This is a genomic window from Streptomyces sp. NPDC041784, assembly GCF_055591025.1.
In genome coordinates this window covers 218,283-238,776 of record NZ_JBVJAB010000011.1, presented here as the reverse complement: position 1 = coordinate 238,776, position 20,494 = coordinate 218,283, and the positions used below count along the sequence as shown (strand labels likewise).

Below are 20,494 nucleotides of genomic sequence, written 5' to 3'. Positions count from 1 at the left end.
TGGATGCGGGGTGGATCCGGGTGGGGACGGCCCCGGACCGCGCGCGGATCACCCTGGCCCCGCCTCCGTAGAGTGATCATGTGAATCAGTTCGACACGCCCGACATCCATCTGCCCTCACTCACCGTGTCCCAGGCCGACCGCCTGCGCGCCCTCACGGCCGACCACTTCGCCGCCCGCCACGGCACCCGGCCGGCGGTCACCACGGACGCCGTCGAGTACGACGGCCACCGCCACCCGCTCGTCAACCTGGCCCGCTGGTGCCGTGACCTGCCCGAGGCGGACTGGCCCGACCTCGTCCGCCAGCACTTCACCCGCCTGGAGAACGCCTCCCGCGGCGACGAGGACGCCGGGCAGCTGCTGCGCCACACCTACCTGCGACTGCTGCCCCCCGACGCCCTGCCGGCCGACGCGGCCCACCGGTTCCGGTACGTCCGCCCGGTCGCCGAGGACCTCGTCGCCGCCCTGGCGCTGGACGCGCCCGACTCCGTGCGGATCCTCGGCGACGACGACGTGGTGCGGGCCGGGGGCGAGGAGCTGTGGAACGCGGCGCGGGCCAACCTGCTGGCCGACCCCTACGAGCACACCGAGGTCCGCACCCCGTCCGGGGCCCTGCTGCACTCCGTCCACGGCGCCTCCCACTTCGTCGCCGGCCGGGCCCTGACCCTGCCGGAGGTGGCCCGCGCGGTCACCGGACGCGACCTCCCGGAGGCCGGCGCGCTGGTCGCCGTACCGACCCGGCACCTGCTGGCCTTCCACCCGATCGTGGACGGCACGGTCGTCGACGCGGTCAACGACCTGGGCGCGTACGCTTTCGGCGCCTACCAGGACGGTCCCGGCTCGCTCACGCCCCGGCTGTACTGGTGGCACCAGGGGCGGCTGGAGTGCATCACCGCCTTCGACCACGACACCCGGGCCCTGTCGGTCGCCCCGCCCCAGGAACTGCTGGACCTGATGCGGAGTCTGCACGGCGGCGGGGGCCGCGCAGACGACACGCCCAGCCTCACGGAGCTGACCGGACGGCTCGCGCAGGACCCGGGCGCCTTCCGGCCCGCCCTGCGGACCGCCGTCGCCGAGGCCCTCACACACTGCGCCGACGACCCGGACGCCGGGAAGCTCGAGACCTGGGAGGCCTGGGTCACCGCCCTGCAGATAGGCGGCGCCCTCTTCACCTCCGCCCTCGCCCGCGAGGGCACCGTCCGATGCCGGATCGGCGACCGGGTGCACACCCTGCCCGCCACCGGCCCCGCCCCGCACGCCGATGCCCGCGCCTGGCTCGACGCCTGCTGGCTCGCCCTCGTCTGTCGCGAGCACGACCGGCTGGAGACGCTGCGCCAGGTGCCGCTGGAGGAGCTGCGCCGGGCGAGCCCCGACGAGGACGACTACCTCTTCCACTGGATCGACACCCTCCAGGCGTACCTGGGGCGCGTTCCGGCGAATGACATCGTGCCCCGGCTGGTCGCCACCATGGAGTCCTCCCACCCCCATCTGGCGCCCCGCACCCCGGCGGAGTTCCTGAACCTCGTCGACTACCAGCCCGTCGCCGTCTTCCACCGGGTCCTCACCCGGCAGCCGGAGGAGTTCGCCGGGGCGCTCGCCGAGGGCCTCGCCCACCACGCCGTCTACTACGAGGGCTCCGCCGACCCGCGCGGCCGCGTCCCCCTGGGCCTCCTCGCGCTGGCCTGCCTCGCCCATGACATCGGACTCCCGGTCGACACCACGTCGCCGTATCTGCCGAAGCACCTCGTCGAACGGTCGTGGTACGGCGAGTTCGACACCTGAGCGCGGGACGGCCGGACGTTCGGATCATCCGGCCGTATGCTCGGATCATGACGATGCGAGGCAGCGGTGACGGTTCCTGGGGCTCGCTGTGGTCGAAGGACTCGGCACTGTCGATCGGTTCGGTCGGCTCGTTCCTCTCCGTCGGCTCCGTGGGCAGCTTCCTCTCGATCGGCTCGGTGGGCAGCGCGCTGTCCGTGGGCTCGATCGGCTCCGCCACGTCCGTGGCGTCGGTGGGGTCCTGGCTGAGCGCGGGGTCGGCGCTGTCCGCCTGCTCCACCGGCTCGGTGCTCGCCTGGCGCTCCCGCAACACTGTCGGCCTCGGCACGGGAGCGGCCGCGGTCGCCGGGGTCGCCGGAGTGGTCCTGCTGTGCGCGTGGACGGCGGGCCGGGGCCGTGTCCGGCGGGGCTGAGCCCCGCGCGGGTGAGCTGAGGCGACGGGGTCCGGGGTGCGCCGGGTGAGCAGGACCCCCACACCTCGCATGGACCCCACACTTCGCATGGACCCCACACCTCGCATGGACCCCACACCTCGCATCAGGTCACGCCGAAACTGATCGGTGGCCCCGGCGCCCGGTCGGGGCCCGCCGAGGTCAGCCCGCGAGCGGCAGCCTGCCGCCGGAGCCGCGCCACTCGCGCGGGGAGAGCCCGTAGGCCGCGCGGAAGACCCGGCTGAAATGGGCGGGATTGGCGAAACCCCACCGCTGGGCGACCGCCGACACCGTGGGCGTCGCCGGACCGGGCCGGGCCAGCTCACGGGCGCACTCCTCCAGCCGGCGCCGCTGGATCAGCCGTCCCACGGTGATCCCCTCGTCCTCGAACAGCCGGTGCAGATAGCGCACGGAGATGTGGTGGGCGGCCGCCACGCTCTGCGGGGACAGCTCGGGATCCCCCAGGTGGCGGTCGATGTGGTCCCGGATGCGCGGCATCAGGTGATGGTGCGGGTCCGCCTCGCGCGGCCCGTCGTCCGCGGTCCGCTCGTTCACCAGCGTGGCGAACAGGTCCACGACACTGGTGGCCAGCCGGGCCGCGACGGCCGGTGAGCACGGCGGCACCGAGGAGGTCAGCCCGGTCAGGAAGGACGCCAGCAGCGAGCCGAAGCCGTCCGTGCCGGCGACCGCGGTGCCGGTGACCCGCCGCAGCTCCTCCTCGGGCAGCCCCACCGCCCGCCGCGGCATGTGCACCACCCGGGCGGAGAACCGCCCCGGATAGTCGAGCGCGTACGGCCGTGCCGTGTCGTAGACCATGAGGTCGCCCTCGCCCACCAGGGCGCGCCGGCCGTCCTGGAACAGCGTCGCCGTGCCCGCCGTCTGGACCCCGACCGCCACGTAGTCCGCCGCCGAGCGGGCGATGTGCGCGGAGGTACGGCTGTGACGCTGGGCGTCCGCGTCGACCGTGGACACGCGCAGCCAGCCCAGCCGGTCCGTCGCGATCCGCCCCGAGAACGGGCCGTCCCCGCGCGCGGTGACGGCCATCGGCACCAGCGCCCGGCCCAGCGCGTCACGCCAGTACGTGAGTTTCTCCCCGTCGGGAACCGAAGCCGTCGTACACACCAGGGCCACCTGGCTCTCCTCTCCACCGTGCGACGGGCGGAGAGCATGGACGGGTGGCGGCCCGGTCTCCCCGCCCGGCCTCAGCCAAGCAGCGGCCTACGGCGGCCTCCAGGCAGGAAGCAGGCAGAAACGCGCACCCCGGCGGCGGTGCGCGGAGGGAACGGCGCGGTGCGCTCACGGGCAAGACGCGGGGAACGGACGGGGCCAGGATGGACGGCACGGCGAGGGGAACCTCGCCCGCCCGACGGCGACCCACCCCGGTACCCCGTGCCGTGTCGCGGCGGCACGGCACGGGAGGGCCGGGTCAGTCGGCGTCGAGGCGGGCGAGGAGGCCGCGGGCTTCGGTGACGCGCCGCGGGTCGGCGTCGAGACCCAGCGAGACACAGCGCGTCAACGCGACCCGGGCCTCGGCCGTCCGGCCGGCGGACCGCAGCGCCTTGCCCAGATGCACCAGATGCCGGCTCTCCAGCGCGGTGTTGCCGCTCTCCCGGCAGATCGCCACGGCCGTGCTCAGCTGGTGGACGGCCTCCGGCCACCGCTGCGACCGCGCGTAGCTGTCGCCCAGGCCCGCGTGCAGCCCGATCCGGGTGAAGTCGGCGATGTGCGGTTCCAGCCGGCCGCTGACCCGCTCCAGGAACGAGAGCGTGTGCCGATAGGCGGCGCGCGCCGCCTCCTCGGACCGGCCGTTCGCCACCAGGAACATGGCGTGCCCGTGCCGGGCCTGAAGGCTGCCGTGCAGCTCGCCCACGTCCTCGAACAGCCGTGCGGCACGGCGCATGTGGTCGGCGCCCGGCGCGTGGTCGTCGAGCCGGTGGAGGGCCCAGCCGCGATAGAAGTGGGCCCACGCCCGCTGTCGCCCGTCGGCGGCCCGCTCGGCGACGGCCAGCGCCTCGGTGGAGCGCGCGAGGCTGTCCCGGGGACGGTCCTCGCACATGAGCAGCGCCCAGGCGTGGTAGTTCAGCTGCGTCGCCTCCAGCACCGGATCGCCCAGGGCCCGGGCGCAGCGGGCCGCCGTACCGAAGACCTCGGGCCAGTGCCCCCAGAAGATCCACTGGTCGGAGAACCAGTGCAGCGCCTCCGCCACCTCCACCACGGTCGCGTGGTCGCCGGCGGTCGCGGCCGCGCGCAGTGCGGACAGCCAGTGGGCGCCCTGCGCCTGGAGCCACTCCCGGGCCTTCTCCGCGGTCGACAGATCGACCGTGCCTCGCCAGGACGGCGGCGGAGCACCGTGGTCCGGCTCGAACCAGCGGCCCGCCACCACGGTCGTCTCCAGCAGCCACTGGTACAGGTCCGCGCGGGCGTGTTCCGTGTCCTCGGGTCTCTCCTCGGCCGCCAGCCGGGTACGGGCGTACAGCCGCAGCAGGTCGTGCAGCCGGTACCGGTCGCCGTCCGTGCCCAGCAGGCCCGTCTCGACCAGCTCCTCCAGCGTGTCCTCGGCGTCGAACACCGGCTGACCGGTCAGCCGGGCGGCGGCCGCGGCCCCGGTGTCCGGGCCCGGCAGCAGCGCGAGCCGCCGGAACAACCGGGCGGCGGCGGGGGTGAGCTGACGGTACGACAGGTCGAAGGCGGCCGCCACCCGGACGTCCCCGGCGGCCAGCGCGTCCAGGCGCCGGTCCTCGGCGGCCAGCCGGTCGGCGAGCCGGCGCACGGTCCAACCGGTGCGGGTGGCCAGCCAGTTGCCCGCCACCCGCAGGGCGAGCGGCAGATGCCCGCAGCGCTCCGCGACGTCCGCGAGCGCCGCCGGGTCCGCGGCGGCACGGTCGGCCCCGACCAGGGAGGCCAGGAACACGGCCGCCTCCCGCGGGCTCAGCTCCCCGAGCGGCAGCCGGTACACACTGTCCAACCCGGTCAGCATGCGCCGGCTCGTCACCACCACCATGCCGGCGCCCGCGGCCGGCAGCAGCGGACGCACCTGGCCCTCGTCGCGCGCGTTGTCCAGCACCAGCAGACAGCGCCGCTCGGCCAGCAGCCGCCTGAACAGGGGGAGATGGCCCTGCGGACCGGACTTGGCGAGGTCCCGGTCGGCCACCTGGAGCGCCCTGAGCACGCTGAGCACCAACTCGGCCGGGCCCGGCGGATCGTCGTCCGTGCCGCACAGGTCCAGCACCAACTGCCCGTCCGGGAACCGGTCGGCGAGCCGGCGGGCGGCGTGCAGCGCGAGCGTGGTCTTGCCCGCCCCCGGCGGCCCGGACACCGCCACCACCAGCGGCTGCCCGGCGGAACCCCGCTCCGCGAGGGCCACCAGCCGCGCCACCTCCGGTTCCCGGCCCACGAAGTCGTCGATGCCGCGCGGGAACGCCCGCACCCCCACCGGGCTGTAGCCCGGCGTACGACCGGCCCGCGCGGCCGTGAGCAGCCGCTCCCGGGCCTTCTCGTCCAGGCCCAGGCCGTCCGCCAGCGCGGCGACCGTACGCCGCTGCGGAGCGGCCCGCCGCCCCCGCTCCAGGTCCCCGATGCCCCGCACACTCACCCCCGAGACCTCCGCCAGCCCCTCGATGGTCTGCGAGGCGGCCAGCCTCAACTCCCGTAGCAGCGCTCCGAACGCCGCCCGCTCCCCGCTCAACCCCGCCCTTTCTCCTCGCCGTGCCCTACCGTCGCCCCCGGCGTGATCATCCGAATTCTAGGAGAGGCGGACCGGTGAGCCCCGGGCCCACCAGGACGCGGACGGCGTTGTCAGTGGTCGCCGGTAAGTTCCTTGATGTCGCGGCGATCGGCCGCGACACCCCCCGTGTGCTGCGCCGATTTCGGCGTGCGCAGCCATGCGCCGCGAAGGAGATGGTGCGTTGTCGGACTGGGAGAAGTCGAGCACGGCCCGGGTGGTGCCACCCGCGCGGCCACGCAAGCTCGCCAAGGTCCCCTTCGTCGAACTGGCCGACGGACGCCTCCAAGGGGTGGTCTCCAGCGGCTCGGACATCGAGCGGGTGTACGTCTCGTCGGTCGCGTCCGGCACGTACGCCTTCGCGTGCAGCACCAACAACAACCGCCCCTGCGGCGGTGCCCGCGGCTCGTTCTGCAACCACATCCGCGCCCTGATCACCGAGGCGGTCCTCCAGTACGGCACCGACCGCGTCGCCCGCTATCTGCGCGCCGAACCCGCCGGCGGCGGCACGGACGCCCTGGCCCTCACCGCCGCCATGACCGCCACCCGTCCGCCGCAGGCGGACGGCAAGACGCTCGCCGCGCCCGTCTTCAGCAGGTTCCTGCGCCACCTCGCCTACCTCGAACTGGCCCCGGTCACCTCACCGTTGCCGGAGATGCAGTGGTTCCCGCCGACCCGGGCGGTGGCGGCGGAGACGCCCCCGAGCGAGACCGCTGCGAGCGGCGAGGAGCGCGCGGGCCTGCTGACCGCGCCCGTGGACGGGCTCGACGAGGCCCTGGCGGCGGTCGACGCCTTCGACCGCACCCTCGCCTCGGGGCTGCTGCGCCCCCGCCCCGACCGCGCCGCCGACCTGGTGGAACTGGCCCGCGCCGTCGCCGGCAGCCCGCTGGCCGCCGGTGTCGCCGAGGCGGCCGAGAAGGCCGCGGCCGGTGCCGCCGGCGAGGACCACTTCGTCGCCCTCGCCGCCGCCCGCACCGCCCTCCTGGGCGCCGCCCACGACGCGCTCACGTCCCGCGTCGACGAGTCCACCGGCCGCACCCGCGGCGAGCCGGCACCCCCGGCCGCCGGCGACCGGCAGACCGTCAACCTGCTGGCGGCGGCCCGGACCTGGCTCTCCGACCTCGCCCGCACCGGCTGGCAGGGCATCGACCACGAGCTGGTCGGCGGCGCGGCACAGATCGTCTCCGCGCTGCTTCCCCAGCCCGGACTGCGTCGCCTGGCCACGCTGCTCGACGGGTTCGCCGCCGAACTGGCCGCCTCCTGCCCCGGCGCGGCCCTCGACCGGATCCCGGCCCGCCGCTGGGGCGACCTCTGGTCCCGTGCCCTCCTGCTGACCTGCCCCGGCGCCGCTGATCTGCCCGCCGTCGCCCCCGCCACCGGCCGGCTGCTGCCGCTCGGCGTCGACCTGCACGAACACGCGACGGCCGCGCAGGCCCAGGTGCACGCCGTGTTCGAACCCGCCGACGGCAGCGCGCCCCGCCTGGTCCGCGCGAGCGTCTCCGCGCCGAAGCCGGACACCGTCGTCGGCGCCGGTGTCTGGCAGCTGCTGCGCCCGCACCTCTCGCTGCTCGCGGCACTCGGCGAGGGCCGGGCCATGGACGTCGACGGGATGCCCCTGACCGAAGAGGGTGACCTGATCTGGGACGACGCCCTGGCCCGCCCCGGCGACCCCGCCGACGCCCTCACCACCGCCCGCGTCGCCCTGCCCACGGCCACCACACCGCCCGTGGCCCCGCTGGACCGCCACCCCGCGCGCGTGGCCGAGCCGGTGTTCCTGGAGGGCTACGACACCCGGCGGGAGGGCGACACGCTCACCTTCACGGTCGCCGGACAGACTCTCACGGTCGACACGGACCGCATCCCGACGGCCGGCCCGCTCACCCCCGACGCCGTCGCCGCCTCCGGTGCCTGCATCGCCCTGCTGCGCTGGGACGACGGGGAGTTCCGGGTGCAGCCGCTCGCCGTCGAGACGACCGTGCGCAGGAAACCCGTCGCCCTCCACGCGGGCGCGTGGGCCGGCGGCACCACCGACAAGACCGGCGTCAAGGCGGAGAAGGCGGCCACCGACGCCGTCACCGTCCTGCGGGAACGGGCGGGAAGGCTGCTGCGGAAATGAGCGAACACCTCGTGGAAGCCCTGCCCGACGACAACCGCCGACAGGTCCTGTACTGGCGGCTCCTCGCCCGTCTCTTCGACCCCGAGGAGCAGCCCGCGCTGGAGCTGGCCAGCCTCGCCGTCGTCGAGGACATCGGCCTGCCGCCCGCACTGCTGGACCCGCAGGCCTCGGTCGACTCGATCGTGCAGCGCCATCCGGAGCTGGCGGCGGAGTTCGACGGGCTGATGGTCACCGACACGGAGACCGCGGCCGAGACTGCGACCGGGACCGGGACCGGGACCGGGGCCGGGGCCGGGACCGCGGCCGCGGCCGAGGCCGATGCAGAGACTGATGCCGATGCCGATGCCGATGCCGATGCCGATGCCGATGCCCAAGCCGATGGCGTGGAGGCGGCCGAAGCCGAGCCGGATCGCGCGGAGGCGGAAGCCGATGCCGATACGGATCCCGTGGAGGCGGACGATTCCGAGCCCGCTCGTGCCGGTGCCGCCGAGGTGCGCCGTGCCGCGCTGGTCTCCAAGGTGCTGCTCAACGTCTTCACCACCGGCAGCGGAGCCGTCAGCGCCGGGCAGCTGTCCCGCTGGCAGTCCGACGCCGGCTGGCTGGAGCGCGCCCTCGGCTGCGCCCCCGGCGACCTGCGCGGCGGCCGCATCCCGGGCGGCCCCGGCGGCGTCAGCCCGACCGGTACCGGTGGCAACGGCAGGACACCCGACCTCAGCCGGCTGATCCCTGCGATCGGCCCCGAACTGGGCGCCCTGGAGGCCGACCTCGTCAAGCGCATGCACCTGCGCGAGGTGCTCGCCGATCCGCGGCTCGCGGCGCGGCTCACCCCGAGCATGTCGCTCGTCGAGCAGCTCCTGCGCGACAAGAACAACCTCTCCGGCGTGGCTCTCGCCAACGCCAAGGCCCTGATCCGCCGTTTCGTCGACGAGGTCGCCGAAGTGCTGCGCACCCAGGTGGAGAAGGCCACGGTCGGCGCCATCGACCGCTCGATCCCGCCCAAGCGCGTCTTCCGTAACCTCGACCTCGACCGCACCATCTGGAAGAACCTCACCAATTACAGCCCCGAAGAGGAACGCCTCTACGTCGACCGCCTCTACTACCGGCACACCGCCCGCAAGACGACCCCGCAGCGGCTCATCGTCGTGGTGGACCAGTCGGGCTCCATGGTCGACTCCATGGTCAACTGCACCATCCTGGCGTCGATCTTCGCCGGGCTGCCGAAGGTCGACGTCCACCTGATCGCGTACGACACCCAGGCGCTCGACCTCACCCCCTGGGTGCACGACCCCTTCGAGACGCTGCTGCGCACCAACCTCGGCGGCGGCACCGACGGCACGGTCGCCATGACCCTGGCCCAGCCGAAGGTCGCCGAGCCCCGCAACACGGTCGTGGTGTGGATCTCCGACTTCTACGAATGGCGCGGCCAGGCCCTGTTCGACAGCATGGCCGCCCTCCACCGCTCCGGGGTGAAGTTCATCCCCGTCGGCTCGGTGACCAGCTCCGGGCGCGGCAGCGTCAACCCGTGGTTCCGGGAGCGCTTCAAGGACCAGGGCACCCCGGTGCTCTCGGGTCATATCCGCAAGCTCGTCCAGGAACTCAAGTCGTTCCTCGGCTGACCCCCGAATCGCCGCAACCCCCTGACTTCTGAGAAAGGTTCCGACATGTCCGACCTGCTGCGCGCCCCCGCCGAGATCAAGTACGCCGAGGAGCTGGACTGGCTCGAGTCCATCGACGACAACCCCAAGCCGTTCTCCTGGCGGCTGTCGCCGAAGATGGTCCGCCTGTTCGTCCTCGGGTCCGAGCGCGCCGACGGTCTCGACCGGGAGGTCGCCCAGAAGTGGTTCGGCGACCGCAGCTTCGTCGAGCGGTCCATCGTCACTCTCGCCTCCGACCGTGGTCTGCTGCTGATCGGCGACCCCGGCACCGGCAAGAGCTGGCTCGCCGAGCTGCTCTCCGCCGCGATCTGCCGCACCTCCACCCAGGTCGTGCAGGGCACGGCCGGCACCACCGAGGACCACATCAAGTACTCGTGGAACGTGTCCATGGTGATCGCCAAGGGCCAGTCCCGGGAGTCGATGATCCCCTCGCCGATCATGACCGCGATGGAGTCCGGCACGATCGGCCGCTTCGAGGAGCTGACCCGCTCGACCAGCGACGTCCAGGACGCGCTGATCTCGATCCTCTCCGAGAAGTACATCTCTGTCCCCGAACTCGACGGCGCGGGCGGCGACAACATCGTCTTCGCCAAGCCCGGCTTCTCCGTCATCGCCACCGCCAACAGCCGCGACCGGGGCGTCAACGACCTGTCCTCCGCGCTCAAGCGCCGCTTCAACTTCGTCCGCATCCCGGTGATCACGAACAAGAAGAGCGAGGCGGAGATCGTCCGCTTCCGCACCGAGGAACTCCTGCGCCGCCACCGGATCGAACTCGACGTCCCGCCGACCCTGCTGGACGTGCTGCTCCAGAGCTTCGCCGACCTGCGCGCCTCCTCCGCCGCGGCCGGCAGCGACGACGAGAAGCTGGAGTCCGCGCTGTCCACCGCCGAGCAGATCGGTGTCCTGGAGGACGCCATCCTGCACAGCAACTTCTTCGGCGAGCGCGCCCTGACCGCCCGCACCCTCGCCTCCTCCCTGGTCGGCTCCCTGGCCCGGCGTGAACCGGAGGACCTCGCGATCCTCAACAAGTACCTGCACGGTGTCGTCGAACCGCGCAGCAAGGAAGAGGGCGGCTCCTGGCCGGAGTTCCTCGAGGGCGGCCGCGACGCGATCGCGACCCTGTCATGAGCGGCGGCACCTTCGAGGCCCTGCGCGGCCAACTGAACGAGGCCGCCACGGCGTTCGCCGACGGCCCCGGCGCCCTGGAGGGCATCCTCAGGGGCATCGTCGACGACGTGGAGCGCGCCGTCCGCGAGCCGCTGGAGATCTTCCCGGTCTGCCACCACTCACCGGCGTCCGCGATAGCGATGGCCCGCCGGCTGCGCGAGAAGCAGCCCAAGGTGGTGTACCTGGAGCTGTGCGAGGACATGGCCCCGCTCCTCACCGAGCTGCGCAACTGCCGCCTCCCGGTGGCGGTCCAGGCGTTCGCGAGCGAGGTCGAGGGGTTTCCGGCCGACTGGACCCCGCTGTCGGTGGTCGCCCCGGTCACCGAGGCCTCCGCCGAGTACCAGGCCATCGCCTACGCCCTCGACACACCCGGCGTCGAGCTCGTCCTCGTCGACCGCTCCTCCGACCACGTCTTCCAGTGGGAGACCCACCAGGAGAGCGGGCGCGGGGCCGAGGCGGAGAGCGGCGAACCCGACCCCGACGCACCGGCGGCCGACGCGGAGTCCGCCCTGCACGGCGACGCCGTCGGTGTGGAGATCGGCGACCTGCGCCCGCGCTTCGCCGAACTGGAGGAGCACCTGCTGCGCCACGGCCGGGTACGGCACTGGTCGGAGTGGTGGCACCAGTTCGTCGAACTGCCCCTGGGCGACAGCGACCACGACACCTACCGCCAGGTGATGCTGCTCATCGGCAGCCTCTTCCGCCGCCTCGCTCCCGGTGACGAGCGGCGGGTCAAGGTCGACGAGGACCGCGAGCGGTACATGTGGACCCGGATGCGCGAACACCTCGCCGCCACCGGCACCGACCCCGCCGACTGTCTGTACGTCTGCGGCGCCTTCCACGCGGCCAGCCGCGTCGAGGAGTTCGGCGTGCACGGCAGCGACACCTTCACCATCACCCCGCCGAGCGGAACCACGTGGCGGCACGGTCTGATCCCGTCCAGCCACGCCGCCATCGAGGCACAGTTCGGCCTGGCCGCCGGCTCGGTCTCGATCGCCGCGACCGAGTGGGCGAAGAACCTCAGGCGCACCCGCGTCAAGCCGTACCGGCTGGCCGGCCAGGCGGGCACGAAGAAGCCCGCGAAGACCGCACAGCCCGCCCGGGCCCTGCCCGCCGCCGGGACACCGGCCGCCGACCGGCTCACCGGCTTCCTCCAGCGGCCGCCCGTCCTCGACCCGCTCGACGAGGCCGAACTCCTCGGCTGGTCCGTGGACATCGTGCGCGCCGCACGCCGGGGCGGCTATCTCGCCTCCACCGCCGACGCCATCGCCGTCTTCGAGACGTCGATCCTGCTGGCCGGCATGCGCGACCGCGCCAAGCCGACGCCGTACGACTTCCAGGACGCGGCCGTCACCTGCATCGAGAAGGACCGGGTCCCGGGCCGGCGGGACGTGCGCAGGCTGGTCGAGATCATGATGGGCGGCGACCGCGTCGGCCAGGTCGGCTACGACGCGCTGCCGCCCCTGGCCCGCGACGTCCACGACCGGCTGGAACCCCTCGGCCTGCGGCTCCAGCAGCGCGGGGTGCAGCGGGCCCTGCTGGACATCGCCTCCCAGCCCGAACTGGAGCGCTGCTCCGACGTGCTGTGGATGCTGCGCCCGCTGATGCCCGACGGCGCCGCCCGGCCCATCATGGGCGAACGACGGCTCGGCGAACGCCCCATCCAGGAGTCCTGGGACCTGGCCCTGGGCACCCACCAGCGCGCCCTCATCGAGCTGGGCTACGAGGGTGTCAGCATCGAGCAGGTGCTGGAGCAGCGGCTGCGGCGCACCGCGTACGCGCCGCAGGCCACCGCGGCCACCGTCCTCGAAGCCGTCGAGGACGCGATCCTCTACCTGCGCAGCCGCCGCCTCGCCGACGAACTGGGCACCCACGCCCTCGAGGTCCTGGCCCGCGAACGCAGCGTCGACGGAGCGCCGGAGGTCCTGCGCCGCATCCGCCGGCTGCTCGCCCACTACCGCACCGCCGAACCGGTCCTGCCGCCGTGGATCGAGTCCTTCGTCAAGACCGGTTACGCCCACTACTGCACCCTGCTGCCGACGGCGTTCACCGACGACGACGCGACCGTCCGGCAGGTCGCGGCCATGCTGGGCTTCCTGTTCAGCATGGAGGGCCTCGCCCTCTCGCTCGGCTGCGACCGCACCCAGCTGGAACTGGCCCTGGCCCAGTCCCACCCGGCCGAGCCCGCCCGGACCGCCCTGCTGTGGGCGGCTCGGAGCCACCTTGGCACGCTGTCCCGGGCAGCCCTGCGGGAGCGCTGCGACGAGCTGCTCGCCAACCCGCTGGTGGTCCCCGCCTACCCCCGCTACCTCAGCGGGTTCGTGCATGCCCTGGAACCGGTGCCGGGCCTGGCCGACTTCGTCGTCGAGGCGGTGTCGAACGCCTTCGCCCGGCTGCCCGACCCGGTGCTGCTGCCCTGGCTGCCGACCCTGATCACCACCCTGCGCGCGAGCGGCACCGAACTGGCCCCCCTCCTCATCCGCGAGGCCGGCCGGGTCTTCCCCGCCCGGCTCGCGGAGCTGGACAGCTGGGTGCCCCCGTGGCGGCTCCCGCAGGAGACGCAGAGCGTGCGCCCGGAGCCGGCGGCGGGCTCGGCCGGCGGTCTGGCGCTGGTGGCCGCCCACCCCGCGACCTGTGACGCGCTGGCGGACCTGCTGGGCTACGACGGCACCTGGGACACCGCGGCGCCCACCGCCACCGGAGCGGTGCTCCTCACCCGGCACCCGCACACCGCGCGGGCGCTGGAGGAGCTACTGTCCGTCAGCTGACCGTCAGCTGACCGGCGGCGCCGCCATCAGCCGACGGATCGTGTCCGCCGCCAGCGCCGGGTTGGCGGCGGCACGGTGGGCCAGCTCCTCGTCGTCCAGCAGTTCGGCCAGCCGGGCCGGCGGAAGGTTCGGGTGGCCGGCGAGCGCGGCCCGTACGGCGGGGTCCGGGTCCCGGGTGAGCCGCTCCACCGTCGCGGGCGCGGTCCCGGGGTCGCGGGCGGCCAGGGCGCGGACCGCGGGGTCCTCGTCGTCGGCGTGGACGGCCAGCCCGTCGGTCGGGAACCCCGGCCGCAGGAGGAGGTCCTCGCGTCCGGAGCCGGTGTACTCGAGGAAGGCGCGCAGCAGCAGGGCCGGCGGGGCGTCGGGATGGTTCTGCGCCAGCAGGACGCGCACGCCGAGGTCGTCGTCGACGGCCAGCCGCTCCAGCAGGTCCGGCGGCAGGGTGTGCACCGTCGCCGCCCGCCGGCGCACAAGCGGGTGGGCGGAGAGCGCGTCCCGGCGGACGGCCTCGGGATCGCGGGGCGGCATCGGTTGGTGGCAGTAGGGGAACGTCCGGTCCAGCGGGACCTCGTAGTCGATCTGGGCCCGTTCCTCCTCGCTCCACGCCGGGTGGACGGAGACGGCCAGCCGCACCCTCGGATCGGGGTCCACGGCGAGGGCGCGGCGCTCGGCCGGCCCGAGGTCCGCGCGGCGCGCGATCCGCTCCCGCACCTCCGGGTCCGGATCGGTCGCCAGGAGGACCACGACGTCGGGCGGGAGACTCGGATTGTCCGCGATCATCGACCGTTCCTCAGGACCGGCCGGATCGCCGAGGACACGGTCCACGACGGCCCGGCTGAGCGCGTCGTGCAGCAGGGCGCCGGTGCGGCCGTGGCACGGGTGGGCGGGCAGCGTGCTCTCCACCCACGCCGGATCCTCGTGACGCAGATGCCGTTGTGCCGCCTCGCGGACGGCGTCGTCCGGGTCCGCCAGCAGGGCGGCCCGGGTCTCGGCGGGCAGCGAACGCCAGGCGCCGACGCCCCACAGGCGGAGCTTCGCCACCGGGTGCGTGGGCAGCGACCGGCGCAGCCCGGGGGAGAACTGCTGGTAGAGGCCGGAGCCCAGATCCTCGGTGCCGTACGTGGTGATCATGCGGACGACGGTGTCGTCGGGGAGCGGCCGCGGCCCGGCCGGGTCCGCCGTCCGGGGACCTTCGGCGAGATGCGCGCGGACGAACCAGTCCGGATCGTCCACCAGCCGCGCCCGCTGCGCCGGATCGACGTGCGGATTGCGGGCGAGGAAGCTGCGGGTGTAGGCGTCCGGGTGCTCGATCACGGCGTCGACGACCGCCTCGGGCGGAATCCGGTCCCGGCACAGCACCATCCGCACCGCGAGCGGGGCGTGCGCCAGCAGCCGCAGCAGGACGTCCTCGGGAGCGGACGGATTGAGCGCCAGCCCCGCCAGCCGGCGGGTGGGCAGATCGGCCTCGCGCCAGATCTGATCGGGTGTGGGCATTGCTGTCGGTTCCCCCCCAGGACGACGAACGGGCCCCCTGCCGCGGCAGGGGGCCCATGACCTTATCCGCACCCGTGAGCGGCTACCGGTGGCGGGTGCCGATCGTCACGACACCGGAGACCTTCGCGGCCACTCCGCCGTCGTACACCACCTCCCCGCCGGACTTCTTCCAGATCCTGATCAGGAAGGTGTCCGGGGTGTCCGTCGCGGTGACACGGAAGGCGTAGCCCCTCGTGCCGCCGACCGTTCCGGAGCCCTCGAGAACGGCCCGGGAACCGGACACCACGAGCCAGTCGACGCCCGTGGAGCGGAACTTCAGGCGGGCCGCTCCGTGGTCGAAGGTGACGAGCCCGGCCGGCGCGTCGGCCCCCGGCAGATAGCCGACGGCGAGGGAGAAGAACGCCTTGCCCGTCACGTTCGGCCGGGCCGGGTGGGCGCCCGCGGGGGAGTCGACGACACCGGCGCCCGCCACCGGACCGGCGGCGCGGTCGTACACGACCAGCTCGGGGAGCGTCCTGCTGTCCGAGGCGCCGTCGTCGTCGGTGACGGTGATCACCGGACGGTGCAGGCCCGCCGAGGTGTAGGTGTGCTCGGCACGGCAGCCGGTCGTGGTGGCCGTGCCGGCGGTCGGTGCACCGCCGTCCTTCCAGTCGACCGTGCAGGTGTGGGTGTCACCGGCGCCCGGGTCGTCGAACCGGGCGGTGACGGCCGTACGGCGACCGGCCGGGACCGGGGCCGACGGGCCGGTGGCGGACGTGATCGACGGGGCCGCGTTCGTCACCGTGACCACGGCCGTGTCGGTGCTGCGGCCGCCGGTCAGGGTGAGGGTGAACGTGCCGTCGTCGGTGCAGGTGAGCGTCGTGCGAGCCGACGAGGCGTCCGCGACCGCGCACGGCGCGCCCTTCTCCACCGTCCACCGCGGGCTCCCCGCCCCGGAGAGCGTGCCGTTCAGGGCGATCGCCTCGCCCTCGGCGCCCTTCGGGTCCGCACCGGCGTGGACGACGGTGACGGGGTCGATGCTCGTGAGCGTCGGGACGACCTTCTCGATCAGTCCGTCCGCGTCGAACTCCAGCGTGTCGACGGTGGTCTCGCGATGGGTGCCGTCACCGCCGGGGATCGCGAAGCGGTGGTAGGCGATGTACCAGTCGTCGGTGCCCGGCACCTGGACGACGGAGTGGTGGCCGGGGCCCTTGATGCCGAGCGAGAGGTCCTTCTCCAGGATCACGCCCCGCTTGGTCCACGGGCCGGTGGGCGAGGGGCCGGTGGCGTAGGCGACCCGGTAGTTCTCGTCCCGGGTGTCGTTCTCCGACCACATGAAGTAGTAGGTGCCCTTGCGCTTCACCACGAACGTGCCCTCGTTGTAGCCGCCGGGGGTGATGTCGGTGACCTTCGAGGCGTCGAAGGAGACCATGTCGTCGTTCAGCGGGACGACGTACGCCCGGCCGTTGCCCCAGTAGAGATACGACCGGCCGTCGTCGTCCGTGAAGGCCGCCGGGTCGATCATCTGGCCCGGGTACCGGCCGGCCGCGAGCAGCGGCTTGCCCAGGGCGTCCTTGAACGGGCCCGTGGGGGAGTCGGAGACCGCCACGCCGATGTTGGCGTCGGCGCAGAAGTAGAAGTAGTACTTCCCGTTCTTCTCCTCGATGGCCGGGGCCCAGGCCCTGCTGTCCGCCCAGCCGACGTCGGGACCGAGGTCGAGGATGACGCCGTGGTCCGTCCAGTGCACCAGGTCGGTCGACGAGTACGCCTTGAACTGCGTACCGCTCCAGCCCTCGAAGCCGTCGGTGGTCGGGTACATGTAGAAGGTGTCGCCGAAGCGGACGATGTTCGGGTCGGCGTTGAGACCCGGCAGCACCGGGCTCTTCATCTCCAGTGCCGAGACCGTCCAGCCGCGCTTCTTGCCGTCGGAACCGGTGACCTCGTACGTCACCGGCTCGGTGAAGTCCTGCACGCTGCCGGAGGCGGGGCTGATCGCCGCGCCGTGGGCCAGGGTGAACTCCGGCGCCAGCGAGGTGAGGTCGGTCCCCTCCTTCAGTGGGAGCGTGATGCGGCCGGCCGCGTCGTCGACGAGCGCGTCGACCTTGAGCGCCGGGTGCGTGGCCCGGGCGATGCCGGTGGTGTTGCCGCTCAGCTCCAGTACCTCGGACGCGGACAGCGCCCTGCCGTAGACACGGAAGTCGTCGACCTCACCGCCGAAGTACGGGTCGGCGGTGTAAAGGGAACGGCCGATGTAGCCGCTGTGGTCCTTGCTCGCGTCGTACAGCTCGGACGGCTCGATGGTGACGCCCGTCGTCCGGGCCGCCTCGATGCCGTCCACGTACAGGACCATCGTGCCGGTCGAGCCGTCGAGGGTGACCGTCACATGCCGCCACTCGCCCGCGGTGAGCGGGGAGCCCGCCGTCAGCTTCGACTCCGCCGACCAACTCGCCTTGGTGATGGCCGAGTAGAGCTTCGAGGAGCCGTTGGAGGGGCTGGCGAACAGATACTTGTCGCTGTCGGGGCCGAGCCCGAACAGCCACTGCCAGCTGCTGCCCCCCTTCCACTTCGCGTACGTCGACACGGTCACGCTGTCGGCGTTCTCGAGCAGGCCGTTCGGGATCTTCACGTACGGCGAGTCGCTCGCGCCGGACATGCTGAACGATCCGCCGTCCACGCCGGTGCCGAAGGCGGGCGTGCGGACGTACGTGCCGTGGCGGCCGTGGCCGCTGGAGTCGACGGCGATGGTGCCGGACGTCTCGTCGAAGCCGTAGTGCAGGAGCAGGTCGGCGGGCACGTCGGGGCCCTCCGTGGAGACCGTCACCTCGGCCCGCACCGGCAGTGCGGCGCCGTCCGGCAGACTCCCCGTCACCGTGAAGGTGCCGGCCTGCGCGTACGCCGACTCCGGGACGTCGTCCCAGGCCACCGCCACCGGACGCGTCACCCCGTCGGCGTACGTCGCGATCACGGTCGCGGGCAGCACCGGCGCCTGGCCGATCCGCGTCTTCACCGCGACGTCCTCGACGCTCTCGACGAGCTGGTCCGGCTGATAGGCGCGCAGCAGCCGGTCGTACTCGGCCCGGGTGACCGGCAGCACGGTGCCGTGGCGGGGGCGCGCCGGGAGGTCGTAGTCGGCGGACGGGGTCCAGACGCCCGAGGCGAGGTCGGTCGTCTCGAACGGGATGTAGCCGCGGCCGCCGAACTCGTCGAGGAACGCGTACCACTTCTCCTCGGTGTTGGACTTGAACACCAGCGGGCCCTCGGCCGCGTTCATCGCGCCCTTGCCGATGCCCTCGGCGACCGCGTCCCAGGACAGGTCGCGCAGCGAGTCGCTCTTCTCCTCGAAAATGAACTTGCTGTTGGGCGTCGAGGAGGTGTTGTTCCGCTCGTCCTTCGACAGCCGGAAGTACGTGCCGTCGTGCTGGATCACCGTGGAGTCGATGACCGAGTAGCCGCGGTCGACCCAGACCCGGGGCTCGCTGAAGGTGTAGAAGTCACGGGTCGTGGCGTACATCATCCGGTTGTAGGTGTCGCCGGAGTGCGCCTCGTCGTCGTACAGCTTCGACGCCCAGAAGACGACGTACTCGCCGCGTTCGCTGTCGTAGTACGCCTCCGGCGCCCAGGTGTTGCCGGCGCTGTCGGGGGAGACCCGCACCAGTCGCTGGTTCGTCCAGTGGACGAGGTCGGTGGACTCCCAGACCATGACGGACTTGCTGCCGGTGCGCTGGGCGGCGTCCCAGTCGCCGTTGCCGTAGATCCTGAGGTCGGTGGCGATCTGGTAGAACTTGTCGCCCTCGGGGGAGCGGATGATGAACGGGTCGCGCAGGCCCTGTTCGCCGAGCGTGGAGGTCAGGACGGGCTCGCCGTCGTTCAGCTCCCGCCAGTGCAGCGGGTCGTTCCCCTTGCTGAGCGCGGCGTAGAGCTGCTCGCCGTTCGCGGTGCCCTCGCCGGTGAAGTAGCTGAACATATAGCCCTCGAGGGCTTCCCGCTCGGGGAGTTCGGGGACCTTCGCCGTGAACACGCGGGTCGCCTGCGCGTCGCCCTTGGTGACGGTGGCGGTCAGCTCGACGGTGGTGGCGCCGCTGCCGTGCGCGGGGCGGTGGACCTCGCCGTCGGCGGAGACGACGTCCGCACGGGCGGACGACCAGGTGACCTCGGTGCCGTGGGCGCCGGTCGCGGGGAGGGTGAGGTTGCCGCGGGCGTCGCCGATGTTGTGGACGGTCAGCGCCGCGGCGGCCTGCTCGGCGGCGGTGTCGTCGTCGAAGGCCGCAAGGACCGTGACGTCGAAGGAGCGGGTGGCGGTGACCGTGCCCTTCTTCAGGGTCGCGGTGAGCGTGGCGTGGCCGTCGGGCTCGCCGGCGGCCGGGCGGGTCACCTTGCCCGTGTCGGTCACCACGCCGGTGTCGTCGCTGGCCCAGGTGATCGTGGAGCCGCCGGCCGGGCCGGTCCTCGGCAGCTCCAGGTCGGCCGTGACGGCACCGGTGTCGCCCAGGGTGAGCGCGGCACTGTCGTCCTCGACGCCCTGGGTGGCGACGGGGAGGGCCAGCCGCTCGACCTCGGCAGCGTCCAGCGCGCGGTCGTACACCCGGAAGTCGCGCATGCTGCCCTTGAAGGGTTTGTCGCCCGAGTACACCGACTTCCCCAGGTGGTTGGCGGTCGTGGTGCCGGAGCCGATCGCGCCGGGCGTGATGGTGACGGAGGTGTTGCGGCCGACCTCGACGCCGTCCTCGTACAGGACACCGGTGGTGCCCGTCTGGGTGTAGGTGAGGTGCTTCCACACCGAGCGGGTCAGGTTGTGGGAGTCGGCGGGCCTGGTGGTCTGCTCGGTCGACCAGTTGCCGGTCGCGATCGAGGTGCGCAGCGAGTTGCCGGTGGCGAACAGGTAGCCGTTCCCGTTGCTGCCGCTGGAGTTGCCGAAGCCGTACAGGAAGTACGGCGTGGACTGGGTGGCGTCGATCTTCACGTCCATCGCGACGCTGATCGACGTCATGCCCTTCATGACGTCGTTCGGCACCTTCACGGAGGTGTCGGAGCCGTTGAAGGCGAGCCCCTGGCCGGACGTCGACCAGTCGGCGGTGCCGTTGACCGTGCCGTCGCGGCCGTGGCCGGAGGCGTCGGTCACCGTGGTGCCGGACGCGCCGTCGAGCTTGTACCAGAGGGCCAGTCCGTCGGTGATGTCGGCGGTCCCGGCCGCCTGGGCGGGAGCCGCGGCGGCGACCAGCCCCATGAGCAGCGACCCGGCGGTCAGGGCGGCCAGGTGTCCGGCCCCGCGTCTCGCCCGGCCGCGGAGTCGATGTCTGTGCGTCATGGGGGGACCGCCGTTTCAGCCGTGTGACGTGATGTTGCGAGAGTGTCAAACGGTGTACAGGGCCCCGTCAAGAGTTTTCG

General features: G+C 73.2%; 10 protein-coding genes and 1 pseudogene. 7 read left to right on the top strand and 4 right to left on the bottom strand.

The features are described 5' to 3' along the window. Positions 1-80 precede the first annotated feature (80 nt). Positions 81-1,781: an immunity 49 family protein gene (locus ACZ6D7_RS24860; RefSeq protein WP_469494618.1), complete on the top strand. Its 1,701-nt coding sequence runs from the start codon at positions 81-83 to the stop codon at positions 1,779-1,781. A gap of 47 nt (positions 1,782-1,828) precedes the next feature. Beyond that, on the top strand, positions 1,829-2,191 hold the full coding sequence (locus ACZ6D7_RS24855; protein ID WP_469494616.1) for a hypothetical protein: 363 nt from the start codon (positions 1,829-1,831) through the stop codon (positions 2,189-2,191). A gap of 180 nt (positions 2,192-2,371) precedes the next feature. Here the strand turns inward: ACZ6D7_RS24855 and ACZ6D7_RS24850 are convergent, their stop codons facing one another. Both ACZ6D7_RS24850 and ACZ6D7_RS24845 read right to left on the bottom strand, forming a co-directional pair. Further along, positions 2,372-3,340, bottom strand: a complete 969-nt coding sequence (locus ACZ6D7_RS24850) for an AraC-like ligand-binding domain-containing protein (protein ID WP_469494615.1) — start codon at positions 3,338-3,340, stop codon at positions 2,372-2,374. A gap of 295 nt (positions 3,341-3,635) precedes the next feature. Continuing rightward, on the bottom strand, positions 3,636-5,894 hold the full coding sequence (locus ACZ6D7_RS24845; RefSeq protein ID WP_469494612.1) for an ATP-binding protein: 2,259 nt from the start codon (positions 5,892-5,894) through the stop codon (positions 3,636-3,638). Positions 5,895-6,090: 196 nt separating this feature from the next. Here ACZ6D7_RS24845 and ACZ6D7_RS24840 point away from each other — a divergent pair. The 5 genes and pseudogenes from ACZ6D7_RS24840 to ACZ6D7_RS24820 form a co-directional block, all read left to right on the top strand. Beyond that, positions 6,091-6,618 (top strand): annotated as a pseudogene (locus ACZ6D7_RS24840) (hypothetical protein); the annotation flags it as partial. Further along, positions 6,613-8,046 carry a hypothetical protein gene (locus tag ACZ6D7_RS24835; protein WP_469494823.1) on the top strand — a complete coding sequence of 478 codons (1,434 nt, stop codon included), beginning with the start codon at positions 6,613-6,615 and terminating at the stop codon, positions 8,044-8,046. The pseudogene ACZ6D7_RS24840 and the gene ACZ6D7_RS24835, both read left to right, overlap by 6 nt. Beyond that, positions 8,043-9,662 (top strand): VWA domain-containing protein, encoded by a 1,620-nt coding sequence (locus ACZ6D7_RS24830; protein WP_469494608.1) that lies wholly within the window; start codon positions 8,043-8,045, stop codon positions 9,660-9,662. Before ACZ6D7_RS24835 ends, ACZ6D7_RS24830 begins: the two co-directional genes overlap by 4 nt. 45 nt (positions 9,663-9,707) lie before the next feature. Next, positions 9,708-10,829, top strand: coding sequence for an ATP-binding protein (locus ACZ6D7_RS24825; protein WP_469494605.1), 1,122 nt, complete (start codon positions 9,708-9,710; stop codon positions 10,827-10,829). After that, positions 10,826-13,636, top strand: a complete 2,811-nt coding sequence (locus ACZ6D7_RS24820) for a DUF5682 family protein (RefSeq protein ID WP_469494602.1) — start codon at positions 10,826-10,828, stop codon at positions 13,634-13,636. The genes ACZ6D7_RS24825 and ACZ6D7_RS24820 overlap by 4 nt, the downstream gene beginning before the upstream one ends. Positions 13,637-13,639: 3 nt before the next feature. Here the strand turns inward: ACZ6D7_RS24820 and ACZ6D7_RS24815 are convergent, their stop codons facing one another. Both ACZ6D7_RS24815 and ACZ6D7_RS24810 read right to left on the bottom strand, forming a co-directional pair. Further along, positions 13,640-15,130, bottom strand: a complete 1,491-nt coding sequence (locus ACZ6D7_RS24815; protein ID WP_469494599.1) for a hypothetical protein — start codon at positions 15,128-15,130, stop codon at positions 13,640-13,642. A gap of 82 nt (positions 15,131-15,212) precedes the next feature. Further along, positions 15,213-20,414 carry a family 43 glycosylhydrolase gene (locus ACZ6D7_RS24810; RefSeq protein WP_469494597.1) on the bottom strand — a complete coding sequence of 1,734 codons (5,202 nt, stop codon included), beginning with the start codon at positions 20,412-20,414 and terminating at the stop codon, positions 15,213-15,215. Positions 20,415-20,494 lie beyond the last annotated feature (80 nt).